The sequence below is a fragment of the Psychrosphaera saromensis genome (assembly GCF_002954545.1).
GTDB classification, from domain to species: domain Bacteria; phylum Pseudomonadota; class Gammaproteobacteria; order Enterobacterales; family Alteromonadaceae; genus Psychrosphaera; species Psychrosphaera saromensis.
Map to the genome: position 1 here is coordinate 3,601,733 of NZ_MSCH01000003.1, position 22,613 is coordinate 3,624,345.

The 22,613-nt window shown below is 38.4% G+C and carries 17 protein-coding genes; 9 read left to right on the top strand and 8 right to left on the bottom strand.

From position 1 onward, the window contains the following. Positions 1 to 45: 45 nt before the first annotated feature. A complete protein-coding gene (locus BTO11_RS16270) occupies positions 46 to 2,460 on the top strand; it encodes a YgiQ family radical SAM protein (RefSeq protein ID WP_105053586.1) in 2,415 nt (804 codons plus the stop codon). A gap of 5 nt (positions 2,461 to 2,465) precedes the next feature. Then, positions 2,466 to 2,819, top strand: coding sequence for a DUF2750 domain-containing protein (locus tag BTO11_RS16275; protein ID WP_105053587.1), 354 nt, complete (start codon positions 2,466 to 2,468; stop codon positions 2,817 to 2,819). A gap of 110 nt (positions 2,820 to 2,929) precedes the next feature. Here BTO11_RS16275 and BTO11_RS16280 read toward each other — a convergent pair whose 3' ends face one another. Further along, positions 2,930 to 3,403: an LPP20 family lipoprotein gene (locus BTO11_RS16280; RefSeq protein ID WP_105053588.1), complete on the bottom strand. Its 474-nt coding sequence runs from the start codon at positions 3,401 to 3,403 to the stop codon at positions 2,930 to 2,932. A 295-nt stretch (positions 3,404 to 3,698) separates the two neighbouring features. Between BTO11_RS16280 and BTO11_RS16285 the strand changes: the two genes are divergently transcribed. Further along, the gene (locus tag BTO11_RS16285) at positions 3,699 to 4,847 is read left to right on the top strand and encodes a flagellar assembly protein T N-terminal domain-containing protein (protein ID WP_181135944.1); all 1,149 of its coding nucleotides are present in this window, start codon (positions 3,699 to 3,701) and stop codon (positions 4,845 to 4,847) included. A gap of 102 nt (positions 4,848 to 4,949) precedes the next feature. Further along, the gene (locus tag BTO11_RS16290; protein ID WP_105053590.1) at positions 4,950 to 5,306 is read left to right on the top strand and encodes an Hpt domain-containing protein; all 357 of its coding nucleotides are present in this window, start codon (positions 4,950 to 4,952) and stop codon (positions 5,304 to 5,306) included. A gap of 22 nt (positions 5,307 to 5,328) precedes the next feature. Here BTO11_RS16290 and BTO11_RS16295 read toward each other — a convergent pair whose 3' ends face one another. Further along, positions 5,329 to 6,627, bottom strand: coding sequence for a L,D-transpeptidase (locus tag BTO11_RS16295; protein WP_105053591.1), 1,299 nt, complete (start codon positions 6,625 to 6,627; stop codon positions 5,329 to 5,331). Between the two features lie 218 nt (positions 6,628 to 6,845). Between BTO11_RS16295 and BTO11_RS16300 the strand changes: the two genes are divergently transcribed. Beyond that, on the top strand, positions 6,846 to 7,334 hold the full coding sequence (locus tag BTO11_RS16300) for a thioredoxin family protein (protein WP_105053592.1): 489 nt from the start codon (positions 6,846 to 6,848) through the stop codon (positions 7,332 to 7,334). A 143-nt stretch (positions 7,335 to 7,477) separates the two neighbouring features. Here BTO11_RS16300 and lysS read toward each other — a convergent pair whose 3' ends face one another. The 5 genes from lysS to BTO11_RS16325 all read right to left on the bottom strand — a co-directional run bounded on the left by lysS (position 7,478) and on the right by BTO11_RS16325 (position 14,633). Continuing rightward, the gene (gene lysS, locus BTO11_RS16305; protein WP_105053593.1) at positions 7,478 to 9,052 is read right to left on the bottom strand and encodes a lysine--tRNA ligase; all 1,575 of its coding nucleotides are present in this window, start codon (positions 9,050 to 9,052) and stop codon (positions 7,478 to 7,480) included. Positions 9,053 to 9,176: 124 nt separating this feature from the next. Beyond that, positions 9,177 to 10,275 (bottom strand): peptide chain release factor 2 gene (gene prfB / locus BTO11_RS16310; RefSeq protein WP_105053594.1). Its coding sequence is split into 2 segments (ribosomal slippage): positions 9,177 to 10,199 and positions 10,201 to 10,275, totalling 1,098 coding nucleotides; the frame shifts between segments, so codons are not numbered across the junction. Positions 10,276 to 10,389: 114 nt separating this feature from the next. Then, a complete protein-coding gene (gene mutT, locus BTO11_RS16315) occupies positions 10,390 to 10,782 on the bottom strand; it encodes an 8-oxo-dGTP diphosphatase MutT (RefSeq protein WP_105053805.1) in 393 nt (130 codons plus the stop codon). A 131-nt stretch (positions 10,783 to 10,913) separates the two neighbouring features. Further along, entirely contained in the window at positions 10,914 to 13,616 is a 2,703-nt protein-coding gene (secA, locus tag BTO11_RS16320; RefSeq protein WP_105053595.1) for a preprotein translocase subunit SecA, read from the bottom strand. Between the two features lie 93 nt (positions 13,617 to 13,709). Continuing rightward, complete coding sequence (locus BTO11_RS16325) at positions 13,710 to 14,633, bottom strand: M23 family metallopeptidase (RefSeq protein ID WP_105053596.1); 924 nt, start codon at positions 14,631 to 14,633, stop codon at positions 13,710 to 13,712. A 30-nt stretch (positions 14,634 to 14,663) separates the two neighbouring features. Here BTO11_RS16325 and BTO11_RS16330 point away from each other — a divergent pair, with 30 nt between their 5' ends. Further along, positions 14,664 to 15,152 carry a DciA family protein gene (locus BTO11_RS16330; protein WP_105053597.1) on the top strand — a complete coding sequence of 163 codons (489 nt, stop codon included), beginning with the start codon at positions 14,664 to 14,666 and terminating at the stop codon, positions 15,150 to 15,152. A 14-nt stretch (positions 15,153 to 15,166) separates the two neighbouring features. On the opposite strand, the gene barA is transcribed toward BTO11_RS16330, so the two are convergent. Then, positions 15,167 to 17,953: a two-component sensor histidine kinase BarA gene (gene barA / locus BTO11_RS16335; RefSeq protein WP_105053598.1), complete on the bottom strand. Its 2,787-nt coding sequence runs from the start codon at positions 17,951 to 17,953 to the stop codon at positions 15,167 to 15,169. Between the two features lie 136 nt (positions 17,954 to 18,089). Here barA and rlmD point away from each other — a divergent pair, with 136 nt between their 5' ends. Genes rlmD through mazG form a run of 3 tightly spaced genes read left to right on the top strand, consistent with a single transcriptional unit; the run spans position 18,090 to position 22,605 of the window. Then, on the top strand, positions 18,090 to 19,454 hold the full coding sequence (rlmD, locus tag BTO11_RS16340) for a 23S rRNA (uracil(1939)-C(5))-methyltransferase RlmD (protein WP_105053599.1): 1,365 nt from the start codon (positions 18,090 to 18,092) through the stop codon (positions 19,452 to 19,454). Between the two features lie 26 nt (positions 19,455 to 19,480). After that, positions 19,481 to 21,706 carry a GTP diphosphokinase gene (gene relA, locus BTO11_RS16345; protein WP_105053600.1) on the top strand — a complete coding sequence of 742 codons (2,226 nt, stop codon included), beginning with the start codon at positions 19,481 to 19,483 and terminating at the stop codon, positions 21,704 to 21,706. 35 nt (positions 21,707 to 21,741) lie between these two features. Further along, positions 21,742 to 22,605 carry a nucleoside triphosphate pyrophosphohydrolase gene (mazG, locus tag BTO11_RS16350; RefSeq protein WP_105053601.1) on the top strand — a complete coding sequence of 288 codons (864 nt, stop codon included), beginning with the start codon at positions 21,742 to 21,744 and terminating at the stop codon, positions 22,603 to 22,605. Positions 22,606 to 22,613 lie beyond the last annotated feature (8 nt).

Sequence of the window (22,613 nt, forward strand, 5' to 3'; positions counted from 1 at the left end):
AATCAAATCTTGTTACTGAATTTGAGCTACGGGTACACCAATAATATGCAATCTCAATTGTCTGCTTTGACAAAATCAAATAAGCCACCACAAGCTACCGTTATCTCGGAAAAGAAGTTATGGGATTACCCTAAGTATTGGGCGGAATGTTTTGGGCCTGCGCCTTTTTTACCAACCACCAGAGAAGAGATGGATCAACTCGGTTGGGACAGCTGTGATGTTATTATTGTTACCGGTGATGCCTATGTAGACCATCCTAGTTTTGGTATGGCGGTTATTGGCAGAATGTTAGAAGCACAAGGTTTCCGAGTTGGTATTATTGACCAACCAGACTGGCATTCAAAAAATGACTTTCAAAAACTAGGTAAACCAAACCTATATTTTGGTGTTGCAGCGGGCAACATGGACTCCATGATCAACCGTTACACTGCCGACAGAAAATTAAGACACGATGATGCGTATACCCCAGACAACATTGGTGGCAAACGTCCAGACCGTGCAGTTACCGTTTACTCTCAACGTTGTCGCGAAGCCTATAAGGGTGTACCAATTGTAATTGGTGGCATCGAAGCTAGCTTACGCCGTATTAGCCATTACGATTACTGGTCTGACAAAGTTCGCCGTTCTGTGCTGGTAGATTCAAAAGCCGATATGTTGATATTTGGTAATGCTGAACGTCCACTTGTTGAAATCACGCACAGAATTTCTCGTGGTGAAGACATCAAAGAAATTAAAGATGTTCGTGGTACTGCGATCATGGTGAAAAACGCATTAGAAGACTGGCAAGGTATAGACTCAACGCATATTGATAAGCCGGGCATTATCGATCCAATAATGAACCCTTACCAAGAATATGATGCAAACACTTGTGATAACAAAGACCAAGCGATTGCAGACAGTGCAGTAGATCCAAGTGCAAACGCAAATGGTGGCAGCCAAGCGATTGTGGTTCAACCATATAACCGAGTAAAAGATAAAACTCAGTTACGTCGTCCCTGGGATCGTGTTTATATTAAATTACCCGCTTATGAAGTGGTTTCTAAAAACCAAACTTTGTATGCTCACACCAACCGTATTTTACACCAAGAAACTAACCCTGGTTGTGCTAAAGCATTAATGCAGCGTCATGGTGATAGAAGTATTTGGATTAATCCTCCTGCATTTCCACTGGAAACAGAAGAAATGGATTTTGTATTTGGTATGCCTTATGCGCGTATTCCACATCCAAAATACGAAGGCAAAAAAATCCCTGCTTACGACATGATAAAAACCTCAGTTAATATTATGCGTGGTTGTTACGGTGGTTGTACTTTCTGTTCTATTACGGAACATGAAGGTCGTATTATTCAAAGTCGTTCTGAAGATTCAATTATTCAAGAAATTGAACAAATTCGTGATGTAGTGCCTGGCTTTACCGGTGTTATATCAGATCTTGGTGGCCCAACAGCAAACATGTATATGTTGCGTTGTCAGTCAGCGAAAGCAGAAGCAACGTGTCGTCGTGCATCTTGTGTTTATCCAGATATTTGTAAACACATGGACACAGACCACGAACCAACTATTAAGTTGTATCAACGAGCTCGTGAATTAAAAGGCATAAAGAAAGTACTTATCGCCTCTGGTGTTCGTTATGACTTAGCGATACAAGATCCACGTTATGTTAAAGAATTAGTAACGCATCACGTTGGTGGTTATTTAAAAATTGCACCTGAGCATACCGAAGAAGGTCCATTATCTAAGATGATGAAACCGGGTATGGGCAGTTACCACAAGTTTAAAGAGTTGTTTGAGAAGTACTCTAAAGAAGCCGGTAAAGAGCAGTATTTAATACCTTACTTTATTGCAGCACATCCAGGTACAACAACCAAAGACATGATCAACTTGGCTTTGTGGTTGAAAGAAAATAAATTCCGTTTAGACCAGGTACAAAACTTTTATCCGTCGCCAATGGCAACGGCTACAACTATGTATCACACAGAAATCGATACATTGCATAAAGTTAAGAAAACCAATGAGACAGTTGCGATTCCTCGTGGTGAAAAAGAACGTAGATTGCATAAAGCGATATTACGTTACCACGATGCGAAAAACTGGAAGATGATCCGTCATGCATTAAAAGACATGGGATTAGCTAAACTTATTGGCCATGGTGTTCATCACTTAGTACCGCCAGCATCTGAGAACGAAGAGCGTTTAGGTAATTATCGTCCTGGTTCTAAAAATAATGCTCAAGGTAAAGGTCAACGCGCATTGTCTCGTCATACTGGTTTAGGTCAATTTAAACCAGCGGTTAAATCGGATGCTAAGTCGGATACTAAATCAGAGAAAAGACCTATCGGTAAAGGGAAACCAACAAGTAACTCTAAACCTATGGCTAATAAGCCGTCGAGTAAAAATTCAAATGGTACTGGCGCTAAAAAGTCAGGCAATAAACCAGGCAATAGAAGCCGCATAAGGTAATTAAGATGTCAGACGTAAAAAAAGAATTCTTTGCAGAAATTCAAGCAACACAAATGCTTTGGGCATTACAAGATAAAGCAAATGAAGGTTGGGTAATTGTAGACTCAGCTAATTTTGAAGATGCTGAAAGTATGCCTTTATGGTCAACTGAAAGCATGGCACAAAAAAGCTGTACTGACGATTGGGCTGACTATAAGCCAACTCAAATCTCAGTGGCTGACTGGCTTGAGTTTTGGTTTGAAGATTTATCAGAAGACAACATGATCATTGGTCTAGATTGGCAAGAAGAAAAAGAATGTGTTGAGTTGGAATTAGGCGATTTCACTAAAGAAATCGCTGACATCGAAAAGTTATCGTAACTTTTTGCTAACCAACTTTACTAAAAAAAGCGCTAACGATTACTCGTTAGCGCTTTTTTAATGTCTGCTATTTAAATTAGCGTTAGCTATATAAATATAGATCTAATCGCTTAATAGTAGTCGACTCTTTTTATCGTTCTTGAGCGTGTATTTATTTGATACAACTCATGTACTAATTTCATATCTAATTCTAACTCTGTAGCGTAAGTGCCACCGACTGGGTAAACTTTAACGATTTTAGCGCCCCGTATTACCCCTGAGACTTTAGAACGTAACTTATCGTCCGATGATACCAAGTTCTTAACTTCTGACTTACCTTGTATCTGCTGGCCATAAACTTGCTCAGTTAATTCTCGGTATGCGTCTAATTTAGATGCGCGCATCGCCATAATGTTTTTTATTTCAATACTATCACCAGGTTGAGCTTCAATTGGCGCATAACCAATCGCTCTAAGAACTGGAAAAGTTTTAGGCTCTTCGTATTCCCAAACCACGTGTTTGTCCAAGAACATGCCACAGCCAGATAATATAAAGGCAAATAATATTGCTATGCTTGGTACTAATTTTGATTTTATAAATTTCATTAAGGCAATTCTCTAGTTATCACTTATGAGTATTTAACAATCATGTATTCAATTATTGAGCCAATCACAATCCATACAACTAATAGTATTTAACTTATTATTTTATAAGGTTTTTTTCAATGTAGATCTTTGGCGTAGTTTTTGCTGTTCTAACTACCAAAGCGGTTATTGTTTATTAGTGACAATTTATTGTCGTATACAGTAACAAACAATCAATTTTAATTATCCACCATTAGTGAATATCAATATGCTTAATAACATGACTGTCACCAAAATCTGTTTAACTGTAGCTCTAATGCTTAACGTCACGATCGCTAATGCACAATGGTATGAAGCTACCGGACAAGCAAAAGTACGCAATGGTGACTATAAAAGTGCAAAAACTAGAGCATTACAAGATGCCGTAAAGCAAGCTATGTTATTTTCTGGTGCCAATGTATCCAGCGTGCAAAAGATATCAAAAGGATTATTAGTTGACGACCAACTTCAAGTTCAAGCTCTCGGTATTGTTGATCAAATTGAAATTGTAGAAGAAAGACAAAGTGGAGATATGTTTACTATCACAGTACGCGCCGATATCTTTGCCGAAAATGAAGAATGTCATTCATCAGAATTTAGTAAAAAAGTGGCGATAACACAGTTTCCAATTCAACATTGGGCTGATGCAAATATCGGTAATTTATATCCATTAGAAAAAGAAATACCAAGAAAAATTCAAACCTTATTAAAAAATGAAGCCAATGGAATATACCCAGTCACCTGGTTAGATAAAAAATTAAATGTTAATAACGACTTTGAGCAACAAGGCCAAATGCGTCACGAACTAATTGATGCCGTTGCCAATAGTGCAAATACCCAATTTGTTATGTTTGGTCGTATTACCGATCTTTCATTTGGAGTTGAGACCAACGACTACAAATTTTGGCAAGACGATAAATTTGAACGTTTTTTTGCTCTAGATATCTTAGTCGCCAATGCCCTAACCCATGAAGTGTTATACCAGAATAGATACAATACCGAAGCAGAATGGGGAATACCTAAGAACCAGCAAGTAAATGTCACTAGCCAAAATTTTTGGCACGACAGTTATGGTGTCGCCATTGAGAATTTATTATCCGACATGCGTAACGACTTAGTGGCGGTATTCAGTTGCCAAAAATTACAAAGTAAAATCATGAGCGTGAAAGATGGTGGGAAAATTCAGCTTAATATTGGTCGAGCTCAAGGTGTTAATATTGGTCAGGAATACCACGTTTCATATAGAGCCGATAGTATTGATGATAGGAACAATCTATTAACTAATTTTGTGGTTAGCCCTTACCGAGTAAGGATCACTCAGGTTTATCAAAACACAGCGATTGCCGAGAGTTTAGACTCTGCCTTTATGAATAACGTACAGGTAAACGATGTAATTGAATTAAAAGACTGGGATGATGCTTGGTAGAGGTAAAATATTTTTGCTTTTAGCTATTTCTTACTTGAATGATCAGTTGGAATATCTGTATATTAAGTCCCTTAAAGCGTAATGTTTAATTGAGGGATTAATATGTCTATTGAAGCACTTGCAAGTGTTAGCGGAATCGATACCAAACAGGGATTAACCAACTGTATGGACGATGAAGATTTATATATGTCAATCATAGGCATGTATGTTGAACAGTTAGCCGAAAACCTGCCACAGTTAGCTCAAGCGCACTCAAAACAAGATTGGATAGAGATAGGTAAGCTTGCTCACTCAATTAAAGGCGCGTCAGCAAGTATTGGTGCATTTGAAATCCAAGCAATATCGGCCGTTATAGAAAAAGCGGCAAAGCATGATGAAATTTCAGTTATTACGGATAACTTTGAATCTTTTACATCTTTGTTAGATACCACATCTACCGCTCTGAAACAGACACTATAAAACAGACACTATAAAACAGAGACTATAAAATAGACTCTGTTTCTAATTCTTCTTTTCTTAGCTCTTCTGATTTCAACTTTTCTAATTCAGCTGGCTTAGTTTCATCTTCTAACGCTGGCTTTTGACCTGCTAACGCAAATAAATCAAACTCTTCTGGTGTTTCGCTGATCAAAACCTTATCGCCATTTTTCAACATCTGGTACACCATTTCTATATCTGGATTACGCAACCTAATACAGCCGTGTGTTGTACGTCCGCCTATTGAATTAGGGTTTGATGTACCGTGTAAGAAATAGGAATTACCAAAATGCATAGCATAATTGCCCATAGTGCCACGTGAACAACGTTCGCCTTTAGCTATTTTATTCTTAAACTCGCCAGACATTTTAGGAGGTATACACCAATTAATTCCGTCAGGATCAAATAATTGAAACTCAACTTCAAACTCGCCTTCTGGAGTGTAATAACATTTACCACCTTTCTCTTCAGGCAAACAACGATCAAAACCAAGAGCAACCGGCGTACGCATTAACTTTTCTTTTTTACCGTCAACAACTTCATACACTGATAATTCAAAGCGTTTTTTGTCAATAACAGCAAACCGTTTACTCCCCGATTTACGTTCATATTTCAGTGGTTTAGTACGGTCTTGGTATTGAGCTGACTTTTTTATCCAAACAGGTTTATCTAGCGCTTGCCAGGAATTTTCACTGACATAACCTGTGGCTTTAATTATATATCGGTCTTCTGAAGCTGAAGTGAATACAGTGTCTTTTTTCCAAATCGCGGTTTTAGCCGGCTCTGCTTCAATTTTTTCGCTATTAACAGAATCTGTATTAAGTGATTCGGTATTTACAGAGTCAGCACTTAAAGCACTTTCTGTTTCGTTTGAAGGGTCTTCGGCTTCACTTGAGCTATCTGGTTTTACCGTTTGTGGATTATAAAAATAAACTTTAGTATCAGCTAGTAACTTATATCTTTTAGCATCTACACCTACAGTGTGAAGAGCTCTGTACACAATAGTCCTAGCAGAGTTTTCTTTATAAGGAATACGCAGCTTTAATGGCTCAGATTTCTTTATGAATAGATCAGTTTCCAGTGGTTGCCACTGTCCTTTAGGGAAATGGCCAGAAATAGTGATCCACTCATCTGATTCAGAATCTGAGGTAAACAAGGTTCTTTTCGCCCATTGTTCAACAATAGAGCCATTTGGTGAATCTAATACAGCAACACTATCTAAAGTTAAATAGGTTTTTGCAGCCCAAGTTATTGGACTCATTAACACCATAGCTAAATATAAAAACGATACTACAAACTTCACTTATCTTTCCTTTATTATGCTCAATACGTCATTTACTTTTGAGACAAGGTCTCTATAAGTTAATTACGCTTAGTATATTATATATTCATACAAGAGGTATTATTAATCACAGTTTTTGCAATTTTAACTGCATATAAAGCAAATGTTAATTGCTAATCAATTCACTCTGCGTCAGAGTGAATATAATTCTTATCAAAACCTAACCTGAGATAGTTATTATGAAAATTACCAAACCTTTTACACTACTACTTGTTCTGTGTTCACTGTTATCGTTCGGTTCAGCCTACGGCGAAGATGAAAGTTACTTTGTGGGTGAAATTTCCTCACAAGATATTCTGTCTAACTTTTCAAACTTTGCTCAACATAGTAACGACGTAGACTATTCAGAATCAGATTTAAGCACATTAAAAAATTTAGATGCTGATATCCAAATAAAAGTATTTTTTGGTCAGTGGTGCCATGACAGCGTCCGTGAAGTACCGCGAATTATTAACCTATTAGAACAAGTTAATAACTCAAATATAAAACCTTGGTTTTATGCATTAGATACAAGTAAGTCAGATCCAAAAATGTTGGCAAAAGAGCACGGCATAAAGAAAACACCAACCTTAATAATCTACCGAGACAATATTGAATTAGGCCGAATCTTAGAAGTTCCAGAGTCAGACTGGGCAATCGACATTAGCCAGTTACTAAATAAAAACTAATTTGAGTTAACGGCTATTAATCAACAGCCCTTACTTAGCTATTAGTCGATTGTTATTTTCTTTAATAGCTAGTTAACAAAACGCCTTCATAATGAAGGCGTTTTTTATATTCTATTAAAACAATCTGTTTATAACCGCTTACTTTATTCTTCTTCAGATTGCTCTGAGTTAGCAACAGGTTTCATGTGCGGGAATAAAATTACATCTTTAATTGTTGGCGAGTCAGTAAACAACATAACCAAACGGTCAATACCGATACCTTCACCAGCGGTTGGTGGTAAACCAAACTCTAATGCTTGAATGTAATCTTCGTCGTAATGCATAGCTTCATCGTCGCCTGCGTCTTTCTCAACAACCTGTTTGCTGAAACGCTCAGCTTGATCAGCCGCATCATTTAACTCAGAGAAACCATTAGCAAGCTCACGGCCACCAACAAAGAATTCAAAACGGTCAGTAACAAAACCATTCTCATCGTTACGACGTGCCAGTGGAGAAACTTCCCATGGATACGCAGTAATGAATGTAGGCTGGTCTAATAACTCTTCCGCTGTTGCTTCAAAGATTTCACACAAGTATTTACCTGCGCCCCAAATTCCGTCAACTTCAGGCTCTTTAATATGCAGGGCTTTCGCCATTACTTTTAATGTCGCTAAGTTGTTCTCTGGGTCTTGAATAGCCGCTTTCCATTCTGGATTGGCAGTCGCTTCAGGATAATATTTTAATACCGCATCAGACATAGTTAAACGTGTGAACGGTTGACCAAAGTCGTATTCTTTAGTTTCTACAACATTGCCGTCTGTATCTTTAACTGTGTTAGTAATAACAGCTGAACCTAAGATGTCATTCGCTAATGTACGTAACATCTCTTCTGTGATGTCCATTAGGTCTTTGTAATCTGCATACGCTTGGTAGAATTCAATCATAGTGAATTCTGGATTATGACGCGTAGATAGACCTTCGTTACGGAAGTTACGGTTGATTTCGAATACACGTTCAAAACCACCAACCACTAAACGTTTTAAGTAAAGCTCAGGCGCAATACGTAAGTACATATCACGGTTCATTGCATTGTGATGTGTCACAAATGGTTTTGCGGTAGCGCCACCAGGGATAACTTGTAACATTGGCGTTTCAACTTCCATATAATTACGGTCAGTTAAGAAACGACGAATTCCATCAACAATTTTAGAACGGATAAAGAAAGTATTACGCGTATCTTGATTAGTGATCAAGTCTACGTAACGCTGACGATACTTAGCTTCTTGGTCTGTTAAGCCGTGGAATTTTTCTGGTAATGGACGTAATGACTTAGTTAATAATTCATATTCAACCATATCTACGTATAAGTCGCCTTTACCTGACTTATTAAGGGGACCTGTAACACCAACAATATCGCCAATGTCCAATACACCGTATTTTTCTTTTAATACTTTTTGCGTGTCTTTCGATGCATACGCTTGAATGCGGCCAGACATATCTTGTAGTAACAAGAATGGACCACGTTTCGCCATAATACGACCCGCGATAGAAACAACCGTGTGTGCTTCAATCAATTCTTCTTTTGATTTTTCACCAAATTCTTTTTGTAAGTCTTCAGCATAATGTTCACGACGGAACTTATTCGGATGACCATTAGCACTACAGTTAGCGCGGATTGCGTCTAATTTAGCACGACGCTCTGCTATCAATTTGTTTTCGTCTTGAATTTGGTCAGTCATATTATTCTCTAATTAGCATTAATCTATTTTACTGGGCTAGTTTTTCTTATTTAAACTAACTTAACTTTCAATTTTTTATCAATTTGTTTTATGAATTTTACATTCATCAATGGACAGTTTTTTACTATAAACCAGATTTCAAACTAGCTTCTATAAACTTGTCTAAATCACCGTCTAATACTGCTTGAGTATTGCGGTTTTCAATACCGGTTCTCAAATCTTTAATGCGTGAGTCATCTAATACGTATGAACGTATTTGACTGCCCCAACCTATGTCAGATTTTGAATCTTCTGCCACTTGTTTTTCAGCATTTTGTTTTAACATTTCCAACTCATAAAGTTTCGCTTTTAGCTGCTTCATGGCTTGGTCTTTATTCTTGTGTTGTGAACGTTCGTTCTGACATTGCACTACCGTATTAGTCGGTAAGTGAGTAATACGTACCGCAGAATCTGTAGTATTAACGTGCTGACCACCGGCACCTGATGCACGGTAAGTATCAATTTTTAAATCTGAGGTATTAATATCAATGTCTATATTGTCATCCACTTCAGGATAAACAAACGCAGAGGCAAATGATGTGTGACGTTTGCCACTTGAGTCAAACGGCGATTTACGCACTAAACGATGTACGCCCGTTTCAGTACGGCACCAACCAAATGCATATTCACCAGAGAAGCGAATTGTTGCACCTTTAATACCAGCAACATCGCCGGCGGTAACTTCAATCAATTCAGTTTTAAAGCCTTTGGCTTCGCCCCAGCGTAAATACATGCGTAATAACATGTTACACCAGTCTTGCGCTTCTGTGCCGCCAGAACCAGATTGTAAATCTATGTATGCGTTGCTTGAGTCTTGCTCGCCTGCGAACATACGGCGAAACTCTAATAATTCTAATTTAGTCAGTAATTCTGCGAGTTCAGATTCAGCTTCGTCAAAGGTTTCTTGATCTTCCGCTTCTTGGGCTAATTCAATTAACCCTTCAATATCTTCAGTGCCTAAATCAAGCTGATCGATAGTGTCGACTATGGCTTCTAAGGTCGACTTATCTTTACCTAGTTTTTGCGCTCTAGCAGGATCGTTCCAAACGTCTGGATTTTCAAGCTCACCTGAAACCTCTTCTAGTAACTCTCTTTTATTATCGTAGTCAAAGATACCCCCGAAGCACGTCGGTACGAGTGCGTATATCGGCAAGTTGGTTTAATACAGGATTCACTTCTAACATAGTTTGGAAATTCTACTTTTGAGTGTTGAACAAAAATGAGGCGGGATTGTATCAAACCTTATCACTGAAAGTCAGCTATAAAGTGTGGTTACCGCCAAATATTACGGTCAAATTCTACGTTAGTTGCTTAATTTTATTCACAACTGGTACGTTTGCATCTGGAAAGGTCAGCTTTATTAAATTGTTCTTAGTAAACCATTCAACTTTCTGCCCTTCCACGCCTTGCTCTTTGCCACTAAAATCAGTGACAAGTTGAAAATGTAAATTAACGTGCTTTTCTGGGTATTCAAAACTTAACGACATAAAATGTGATTGTTCAGTAACATCAATATTGAGCTCTTCTTTTAACTCACGTACTAACGCTTGTTCTGTGCTTTCGCCGTCTTCTATTTTGCCGCCAGGAAATTCCCATTTACCACCTTGGTGCTGATGGTCTAAACGTTTGCTTAATAAAAACATCCCATTCACATATATAACTGCAGCAGCAACATTAATTGTCTTTTTCATATTATCAGCACCATCCGCAACATCAGTAACATTCACCGGCTAACACCAGTGGTTTAATTCATTTATTTTAGTCATAAAAAAAGGCGGATATCCGCCTTTTTTCGTTAATAACAATACTTAGGCCTAATAAATTAGGATAGCTTACCGTGGCATTGTTTATATTTCTTACCTGAACCACAAGGACATGGATCGTTACGGCCAACTTTTGGCTGATTTCTGATCATAGAGTCTTTCTGTTCTTGCTCAGATAATTGATCCGATGATTCGTGCTGGTATTCTTTTGGTGCAGCGTCGGCTTTACGACGTTGCTCTTCAACCGCATCTACATCTTGTTCAGTACGAACTTTTACACGACATAGAACATTAGTTACTTCAGCTTTTAATAATTCCAACATAGTAGAGAATAATTCAAACGACTCACGTTTGTACTCTTGCTTTGGATTTTTCTGAGCATAACCACGTAAATGAATACCTTGGCGTAAATGGTCCATTGACGCTAAATGTTCTTTCCAGTGTTGATCTAAGCTCTGTAGCATTATAGATTTTTCAAAGTGACGTAAAACATCTGTACCAACTAGCGCTTCTTTAGCGTTGTACATCTCATCAATACTTTCACTGATACGTTGTTTTAACGTTTCTTCATGCAGTTTTTCGTCTTCTTCTATCCACTTACGAATTGGTAAGTCGACTGACATATCACTTTTCAGACGGTCTTCTAATCCTTCAAGATCCCACATCTCATCTAACGACTGAGGCGGAATATATAGATCTAGAACCGTTGCCACTACGTCTTGACGAATACCAGCGATAACTTCACCGATATCACCTTCTTCTAATAGCATGTCACGTTGTGAGTAAATAACTTTACGTTGGTCATTGGCAACGTCATCGTATTCTAATAACTGTTTACGGATATCAAAGTTACGCGCTTCAACTTTACGTTGAGCGTTTTCAATTGCTTTGTTTACCCAAGGATGTTCAATAGCTTCGCCATCTTCCATTCCTAAACGACGCATCATGTTTGTAACACGTTCAGATGCGAATAAACGCATTAAGGTATCTTCCATTGAAAGATAGAAACGTGAGCTACCAGCATCACCTTGACGACCAGAACGACCACGTAATTGGTTATCTATACGACGAGACTCATGACGTTCAGTACCAATAATGTGTAATCCGCCAGCGGCTAATACAGCATCATGACGTTTCTGCCATTCTGATTTAAGATGCTCAACTTGTTGTTCAGTTGGGTTTTTAAGACGAGCTGCTTCAGCCTGCCAATTACCACCTAATACGATATCGGTACCACGACCGGCCATATTAGTTGCGATAGTTACCGTACCTGAAGTACCTGCATCTTCAATGATTTGCGCTTCTTTCTCATGCTGTTTCGCATTAAGTACGCTGTGTTTGATCTTTTCCTTCTTAAGGAAAGAAGATAACAATTCTGAAGACTCAATTGACGCCGTACCAACCAATACTGGCTGCCCACGTTTTTGACAATCTTTAATGTCTTCAATGATTGCTTTGTATTTTTCTAACTGAGTTAGGTAAACCAAATCAGTCATGTCATTACGAACCATAGGACGGTTAGTTGGTACAACAACCGTATCTAGTCCGTAAATTTGTTGGAATTCAAATGCTTCTGTATCAGCAGTACCTGTCATGCCCGACAATTTGTCGTACATACGGAAAAAGTTCTGGAATGTAATAGAAGCTAATGTTTGATTCTCGTTCTGAATTTTTACACCTTCTTTTGCTTCAACAGCTTGGTGTAAACCTTCTGACCAGCGACGACCTTCCATTGTACGGCCGGTATGCTCGTCAATGATAACAATTTGGTCATCTTGAACTATGTAATCAATGTCTTTTTGATACATTAAATGCGCACGTAATGCTGCATATACATTGTGTAATAACGGAATGTTAGTTGCTGAATATAAAGATTCACCTTCAGCGACTATGCCACGTTCTAATAAAATTTCTTCTACGCGAACCTGGCCTCTTTCAGTTAAATAAATTTGTTTTGATTTTTCATCAGCGGTGAAATCACCATCGCCCTCAACACCTTCTTCGTCGTCTTTTTCTTGTTTTTCAAGTAAAGGAACGATTTCATTTATCTTAAGGTACATTTCTGAGCCATCTTCAGCAGGACCAGAAATAATCAAAGGGGTACGAGCTTCATCAATTAAGATTGAGTCAACTTCATCGATAATGGCAAATGGACGGCTACGTTGAACACGTTCACTGCTTTCAAACGCCATATTATCGCGTAGGTAGTCAAAACCAAATTCGTTATTAGTTCCGTAAGTAATATCGGCGTTGTAAGCAACTTTTTTGGCATCGTGTGCCATACCTGCAGTATTACAACCAACACTCATATCCAAAAATTCAAATAATGGACGGTTAGTTTCAGCATCACGAGTTGCTAGGTAATCATTCACGGTAATAACATGAACGCCATCACCCGCTAATGAATTTAAGTAAGCTGGTAAAGTAGCGGTAAGGGTTTTACCTTCACCCGTTCTCATTTCTGCAATGGAACCACGATTCAATACCATGCCGCCAACTAGCTGCATGTCAAAATGACGCATTCCAAAAACACGTTTACTGGCTTCGCGCACAGTGGCAAATGCTTCTGGTAATAAATCATCTAACGTTTCGTCTTGCTCTAACCGAGCTTTAAACTCTGCGGTCTTCGCTTTTAACTCTTGATCGGTGAGACTTTCAAACTGAGGCTCTAAAGCATTGATAGTTAGAACAGTTTTATTTAATTGTTTAAGCGTGCGTTGGTTTCTGCTACCAAACATCTTTGTAAGTAATGATGAGATCATGGTTTTAGCTTTTTACTTTTAATTATTCTAAAAATAAACAATCGGCCAAAGGGCCGATTGCAACATGTTGATTAAATATCGTCTAATTAATCGTCAATCGGCTTTCCGATAGACATAAGGTAATGGGTCTATTCGCTTACCGTTTTTTATTACTTCGTAATGAACATGTGGTCCTGTAGACCTACCTGTACTGCCCATTAATGCAATCTTTTGTCCTTTGGTTACTATGTCACCAGCACTTACTAATAAGGCTTTATTGTGTCCGTATCGAGTGACAATACCATCACCGTGATCAACTTCCACTAAGTTACCATAACCAAATCGACTGTCGGCCCATGTTACCACGCCAGAACCAGTCACAACGACACCCCCGCCATCTTCACCAGCAAAGTCCAAACCTTTATGAGTGGCTGGCATACCGGTGAACGGGTCTTTTCTTACGCCAAAATACGAGGATAACCAACCACGTTGAATTGGTCTTCCTGATATAAATATTTCTTCTTCTATATGGGTATTCATCAAGATAGATTCAAGTACTGCCATCTTTCTTTCTTGGCCATCTAGTTTAATCAACATTTCATCCATCTCACTGAATAACGTTTCTGCATTTGCAGTTACATCTTCAGCATTGGTTGTCAAAGGACCGCCTGTTGCCGCTAATGTAGCAAAGTTAAATTCGTCATCAGGAATTTCAGATTGTTGGGCTAAACGAGAGGCAAACGCATCTAATCGATTTACCTGGCCTTTAATTTCGCCAAGTTTTAACGTTAATGCACTTAATTGATGTTGAGTTTGATTTTTCAGTCGAATGAGCAGTTCTTTTTCATCACTGTATTCTTTTTGCGCGACACTAAGTTGTTCGCGTACATGGTTGGTATCATCGGTGTGACCAATTGCGCCACGTACAAGCCATATTGTAAGTAATATTAAAACCAAGGCAACAGAAAGCCACTGAGCTTTTAACATTCTCGTTTTAAAGCTTACATTTTTTCCTCTATAAATAAGTGTTAAACTCATTCACTACTACCTAATTTCACGGACATATAAGTGAAGACACCCAAATCGTTAAATGAACTAATAAGTTCAGACAAAGAAACAAACAACCTATCTTTATATCGTCAAAAAACAAGTAAATTTAGATTAATTCACAAACTTCTATCAGAAATATTAGGTGCTAATATCGCTCAAAACATCATAGTAAGCAACTATAAAAACTCAATTGTCTATTTAGAAACCACTTCTGCTGGCATTGCCACCGGATTTAAAATGCAACAATCTAATGTTTTGTCTGCATTTCGTAAACAGCTTGACCCTGCGCTTGTTACTGTCGAAATGAAAGTCAGCCCGCATTCTGCGGCGTTACAATCGAAACGAGCCAAAGCTGAAGCGCCAGTAGAAATAAAACCAAGCACTAAAACTATTCCACCAGAAGTTGCTAAAATGTTTGCATCTATTGCTGAGTCTAGCAAAGGACCGTTAAAAGAAAAGTTTCTAAAACTAAGTCGACTCAAACAATCAGGACAAGATGATAACTAAAATAACCTTTTTTGTTAATCTAAATTCCATGTTTTTGCATCATTAATTATATGGTCAATTTCATCTATCAGCTCTAAAAGCTCAGGTTCAATTGATTCAATTTTGCCTTCACTCTTTAATCCTGACTCTATAATTTCAGCTAACTGCTTTAATGTAGGTACTCCGGTATAACAACAAGCACCGTGGAACTTATGAATTGCCGCTACTAATTCATCCACATTCCCATCACTATAATGTTGCTTAATCGCTACAGATAAATCAGGCATACTGTTTACCAACATGGTAAACATCTCAACAGCCAAGTCTTGTTTCCCAGCCGCACGAGTAAGCGCTAGCGACCAATCTAAATGATGGCAATCGGCAAACGGCAGTCCAATATTAGAATGGTTAATGATCACAGCAGTTCGGTTGTCTCTTAATTGCAATCGACAGCTCGGACACACATCTAAGATCACTTGAGTTAACATATCTTCATCAATGGGTTTAACTAAGTGTCCAGTAAAGCCAACTGCGAGCATTCTATTTTGCTCTTCTGCACCAGCATGAGCCGTAACCGAAATAATCGGTGTATTTTCATTTAATGACGATTCTTTAATTTTTTGACAAGCGGTTATGCCATCCATAATTGGCATCTGAATATCCATAAAGATAACGTCATAAACATGCTTTTTAGCTTGCTGTAGTGCCACTAATCCATCATGGGCAATATCAACAACCATCCCCATTTCATTGAGTAATGTGGTTATTAATTTTAAATTAGCTGGTGTATCATCAACCGCTAGCACTTTCATCCCACCAAACACAGATGACAATGGCTGCTCTTGACTAATTTCTTCTATATAAGGGTCTGCTAAAGTATTAATCAGTTTTCTATGATTAATAGGCATACTCAAGCAAGCGGTAGCTCCTGAATTTATGCTTACTTCTTTTAAGTTAGGCGAAATACTATTCACTATAGTGTAAACATGTGAACAATATTCTGTCGCCATTGTTATGCATTTTTTAAGCTCGCCTATGGTGCTCGGAGATATTCTTCGGCAGATTAACACCATATCAAACGTCTGTTGTTGCAAAGACTCCAAGTAAGCTTGTTCCGTGTTACATGTGGTAACCGCAAGCTCAGTTTCTTCATTCAACAATTGACCTATGTCGGTAGATGCCTGTGGGCAGGTAGCAAAATACAGTATTTTCTTACCTTCTATTTCCACCAGCGGTAATTGCTGGCCAATGGCCGTATTGTTTTCGTTAATATAAATATCAAAAAAGAATTCCGAACCTTTATTTATTTCACTGGTAAAGTTAATTCCGCCACGCATGCTCTCTACTATTTTTTTACAAATAATAAGACCTAGCCCAGTCCCACCAAATTTTCTGGTAGTGGAGCTATCGGCTTGACCAAATGCAGCAAACAACTTGTCTTTGGCGCTAGCTTCTATACCAATCCCCGTATCTGAAACTATAAACTTAATATGATGGCCATAATCGTGACTGCCTAAATACTTCACATCTAAACGAATATAACCATTTCGGGTAAATTTAATTGAGTTACCAATTAAGTTAATGATTATTTGTTTCAGTCTAACTGGGTCGCCTTGTAGCTCGTCAGGTACGCGTGTATCTACATTAAGATGGATCTCTAAGCCTTTATCAAAAATACTTGGCGCGAGTAATGTCATTACTTCGTTTATCGCATCACGCAAAGAAAATGGCGTTGACTCCAACTCTACTTTTCCAGCATCGAGTTTTGAGAAATCTAATATGTCGTTAATGATCTGTAATAAATTATTACCGGAGGAGTCGATGGTTTCGAGAAAATCTCTTTGGTTATTATTTAATTGGGTTTTCTTCAGCTGTCGAGTAAAGCCCAGCACACCATTAAGTGGCGTTCTTAATTCATGACTCATGTTAGCTAAAAAGTGTGATTTTACTTCATTGGCTTTTAATGCGTCTTTCTTAGCCATATTAAGCTGAATATTTTGAACTTCCAATTGCTCTACGGTTTGCTGCAATTCCTGCGTGTGTTCACTAATGTTATGTTCAGCTTGTTCAGTAACCACATACATAGCTTTGGCAATTGCATTAACGCTTTCCCTTAAGTTATCTAACTCCCCTACCATAGGCGTATTAACGCGATATTTATAATCGCCATTGGTAATACCTTTCACAGCGACGTTTAATCGATTAATTGACGCAATAATGTCTTTTATAAAAAACAAAGCAAAAGCCGTGGTTAGCGCAATAACAAATATTAAAATCATCACTAAAGTAACAATTGACGACTGTTGTTGTAACAAAGCTTGGTCGCGGCTGAGTTCAACCACCAAATAACCAAATAATGTTTGGCCGTTTTTGGTAATAAATAAAAATGAGTCACTCTCAATCTCAGCACCATAAATTGGACTGCGGATGTAAATAATGTTGTCAGTTATTTCAACACGAGTATTTTCAGCTAGTAACTTTCCGGGCTTTAACCGGATATTTTCAAAGTCTTCGTGAAAATTAGACGACTGAAAAAGTTGATGATTTGGTAAGAATACAGAAATTGAGCGCACTATTGGACTGGCTTTTCGGTGCGACATGTCGAGTGCTTGAGCCAATACCTTCTGCTTATTATGCAAAATAGCATCGGCGCTTAAAATACTTAAAGGCTCGGAAAGGTAGATACCGCGTTGGATTAGATTTTCATCCAACTCCGTATATCTTTTGTAAGTTAAATACCCGCCTAACAAAAGACCAATTAAGATAGTGGGCAAAATAGTGATCATCAACGCGCGTTGACGTAAAGAAAAGAGTTCTTTCATTGAGAGTACGAGTATAATTTAAATAAATTTAGGGAGAATAACTTATCCTAAACTTGTTAAACTAACAAGAATACAGCTTTCTCAATTTCACATTTCTCTATATCAATAAGATTTAAGGACATAGGCACACCTTCGTATGGCTCAAATATTTAACCCAAACAAATCAGGTAAGAATAGAAAACATAAATCTCTTGCCAAGCAATTACCTGACTTTGTCGCAAAAGTTGAGAGTTATGACCCTGAAGGTAAAGGGATCATCAGAACCGAATCTGGCCGAATTGCCTTTGTCACTGGTGCGCTTGTAGGCGAAGTCGTTAAAGTACGTCCAATAACCTACAACGAAAAAATTATTAAAGGGGAAACCCTAAAAGTGATTGAGCCAAGCCCAAAACGAGTCACTCCTCAGTGCGCTCATTTTGATGTGTGCGGTGGTTGCCAGTTACAGTATATGCAACCAGAGCATCAAACCGAGGCGAAACAACTTGCGTTAAATACCTTATTTCAAAAGCAACTTGGCTTAACCGATATCCCATGGCAACAGCCTATTGTTGGCTCAGACTGGCATTACCGCCGTACGGCTCGCTTATCTATTTGGTTCGACTCAGATACGTCATTCAGATTAGGCTTTAAACAAAAGAAATCAAAACAGATTGTTGATGTGGCTCAATGCCCTATTTTAGTTCAAAGTTTGACTGATTTATTGCCTTCGCTAAAAGAGTTAATCCAAAGTTTAGACAATCGCAGAGCAATTACTCATGTACAAATGTATGCATTAGACAATGGCGACACTGTTATCTTCCGAGTCATTGAATCAATTAAAAATGAAGATAAAGAAAGGCTTAGCCAGTTTGCTAAACAAAGCAACATTAATATTATGTTGCAACATAACGAACATGAGTTTGAACAAATATCCGCATTAAATGGCACAAGTGGTACAGAGCTTGAATACCAAATGCAAAATTGCCGATTCCAGTTCTCACCAGAAGATTTCATTCAAGTGAACTCACAGGTGAATCAGCAAATGGTAGCACAAGCATTACAGTGGCTAGAGCCCAATAAAGACGATATTGTATTAGATTTATTTAGTGGTGTTGGTAACTTCACTTTGCCGTTAGCGTTAAAAGCGAAGCAAGTTTTTGCCGTTGAAGGTGTCAATAATATGGTCTTGCGCTTACAAAAAAATGCTGAATTAAATCAAATAGATAATATTTCTGCTCACCAAGCTGACTTATCTAAATTAGTACTAAAATACAAACCCAAGTGGTTAAAACCAATTGATAAGTTATTATTAGACCCTGCTCGTGATGGTGCTTTTGATGTAGTTCAAAAAATCCCATTATTAGCGCCTAAAAAAATATTATACGTATCTTGTAATCCATCCACTATGGTCAGAGATATTAAAGAATTACAACAAAGTGGCTATAAGTTGTCGAAACTAGGTTTACTCAATATGTTTCCTCATACTGCTCATATAGAAGCGATGGCGTTGTTAGAAACATAATATAAAAAGAGAAATAAGGAGAGCCTGTGGTTTCGGTAACTCGTGCACATCACTTAGAAGATATACTCGAAAGTAAAGATACCAAACAGTGGCTTATGTCTGCTGGTCTTGCGGATCATACTGTTCAAGCTATTGATGACGCCGTTCAATGGTTACAGAAACAACCAAAGCAGGCTGAATTATTGTCGCCGGTCGATGCCGACTTCACACGCCAAGGTTTATTAATTGTTGAAATATTGCTTGAACTGCACATGGACGACGACAGTTTAATCACCGCTTTGTTATACCCGTATTTTGAGCACCAAGCTTCAGACAATAAAGTAAGAGATAAACTTAAAAAGAAATTTGGCAGTAATATCATTAACTTATTAAATGGTGTTACTAAAATGGCTAGCATGGGATTATTGTCGGCCAGAGTTAAATACTCTCCCGAGCAAGGTGAAAATATTCGCCGCATGTTAACCGCTATGATTGAAGACGTTAGAGCCGTAGTTATCAAACTCGCTCAACAAGTTGTATTTCTACGTGAAATTAAAAAGAGCGACGAAGAAACTCGTGTTCTTGCCGCCAAAGAAACCCAAACTATTTATGCTCCGCTGGCCAACAGATTAGGTATCGGTCAATTAAAATGGGAACTTGAAGATTATGCATTTCGCTACTTACAGCCTGATATATATAAAAATATCGCCTCAAGCCTAGAAGAAAAAAGAACCGAGAGACAACAATACCTAGAAGACTTTGTAGAACAGTTAGGTGATAGATTACACGGCGCGCAAATAAAATCACAGGTGTATGGCAGACCAAAACATATTTACAGCATTTGGAAAAAAATGCAGAAAAAAGGTTATGAGTTCAGCCAGTTATTCGACATAAGAGCGGTACGTGTTGTTGCCGAAAAAATTCAAGACTGTTATTCATGCCTAGGCATTATCCACACCAGCTGGCGTCATATTCCGTCTGAATTTGACGATTACGTTGCCACACCAAAACCAAACGGTTATCAGTCTATTCACACCGTTGTGATTGGTCCTGAAGGCAAGCCAATTGAGATTCAGATAAGAACCGACGAAATGCATGACGACGCTGAATTAGGTGTTGCCGCGCATTGGCAATATAAAGAAGGCGCTCTGCCAACTAAATCTGGCAAAGGCTCTAGCTATGAAGACAAAATTGCTTGGTTAAGAAAGTTACTACAATGGCAAGAAGAAATGTCAGACTCTGGCGACTTTGCCGAAGAGTTAAGAAACCAAGTTGTGGAAGACCGCGTATACGTATTTACGCCACAAGGTGACGTGGTTGACTTACCAAATGGTTCTACACCACTGGATTTTGCTTATCACATACACACAAATGTGGGTCATAGATGTATTGGCGCAAAAGTGTTTAACCGCATTGTGCCTTTCACTTATCAGCTTAAAACTGGTGATCAAATTGAGATCATTACAGGTAAAGAGTCCAATCCTAAACGCGACTGGCTAAACCCGAACTTAGATTACATTCATTCATCACGTGCTAGAGCTAAAGTTCACACCTGGTTTAAGCAACAAGACAAAGATAAAAACTTACATGAAGGCAAGCAGCTTTTAGAGCAAGAGCTATCGAGATTAAGCATCCCCTGGACAGAAGCTGAACAAGCTAAAGACCGTTTTAACATGGTGACGTTAGACGACTTATTGGCTGGTATTGGCGGTGGTGACGTTCGTTTAAATCAGGTTGTTAATTACATACAATCTAAATTAAGAACCGAAGAAACACCTGAAATAGATCCACGTTTAATTCAAAAACCGAGAAAACAAAAGAAATTCCAAAACGGCGTTATCTTACAAGGCGTTGGTAATTTAATGAACCAACTTGCCGGTTGTTGTAACCCAATTCCAGGTGATGAAATTGCAGGCTACATAACACAAGGCCGTGGCGTTGTTATTCACAGAGAAGATTGTGAGCAATTTAAAATTGTAATGGATGAACATCCAGAGCGCTTTATAGAAGCCACCTGGGAAGAAGATTACTCTGGCGGTTATATTTCAAATCTGCGTATCATTGCTAATGACCGTAGCGGTTTAATTAGAGATGTGACGAGTATTCTGGCTAATGAAAAAATAAATGTTTTAGGCATGAGCACAGAGTCTGACGTACAAAAACAGATTGCGACTATGGGACTTAAATTAGAAGTCTATAACGTAGGTGCGTTTAACCGCGTGGTAAGCAAACTAAGCCAGTTAGATGAAATGATAGAAGTGAAACGAATGTAAGCACTTATGACTAGTACAAAAAATGAGATCCGAATATGAGTGCTAATGCGACAAATAATGACACAAACCTAAACAAACTCAGCGCGTTATCTGGCTTAGAAAAACTAACCACATTAATGAGCATGCTACGTCACCCAGAAACGGGTTGTCCTTGGGACTTAAAGCAAACCTTTGATTCGTTAATACCTTACACCATTGAAGAGGCCTATGAAGTTGCTCAGGCAATCGAAGACAAAGACTATGTCGACTTAAAAAGTGAGCTTGGTGACTTATTATTTCAAGTGGTGTTTTATGCCCAACTGGGCCAAGAACAATCCTTGTTTGATTTTAACGATGTGATCAACACAGTTTGCGACAAGTTAATCAGCCGTCACCCACATGTTTTTTCTGATGTTCAATTTGATTCAGAGCAACAAATAAAACAAAACTGGGAAAAACAAAAATCTAAAGAACGTCAATTAAAAGACTCTGCAAGCACTAGCGTATTAGATGATATTCCATTAGCTATTCCTGCCATTTCTCGTGCCTATAAAATCCAAAAACGCGCAGCCAGTGTCGGGTTCGACTGGCCAGATGTCCACGGTGCGTTTGATAAAGTCAGTGAAGAGATTGAAGAAGTTAAAGCTGAGCTGCGATTAGATGAAACTGAAAACAAAGACAACATAGACGCGATTGCCGATGAGTTAGGCGACCTTTATTTTGCCTTAACCAATGTCACGCGCCACTTAGGTTTAAACCCAGAGCAAGTGATTAAAGCGGCAAATAACAAGTTTGAAAAACGCTTTCGTCAGGTGGAACACATAGCCACAGCCAACAACGCAGATATCAGCCAAACCAGCCTAGAACAATTGGACACTTGGTGGGAACAGGCCAAACTCGATACCAAGAATACAAAATAAAACAGTTA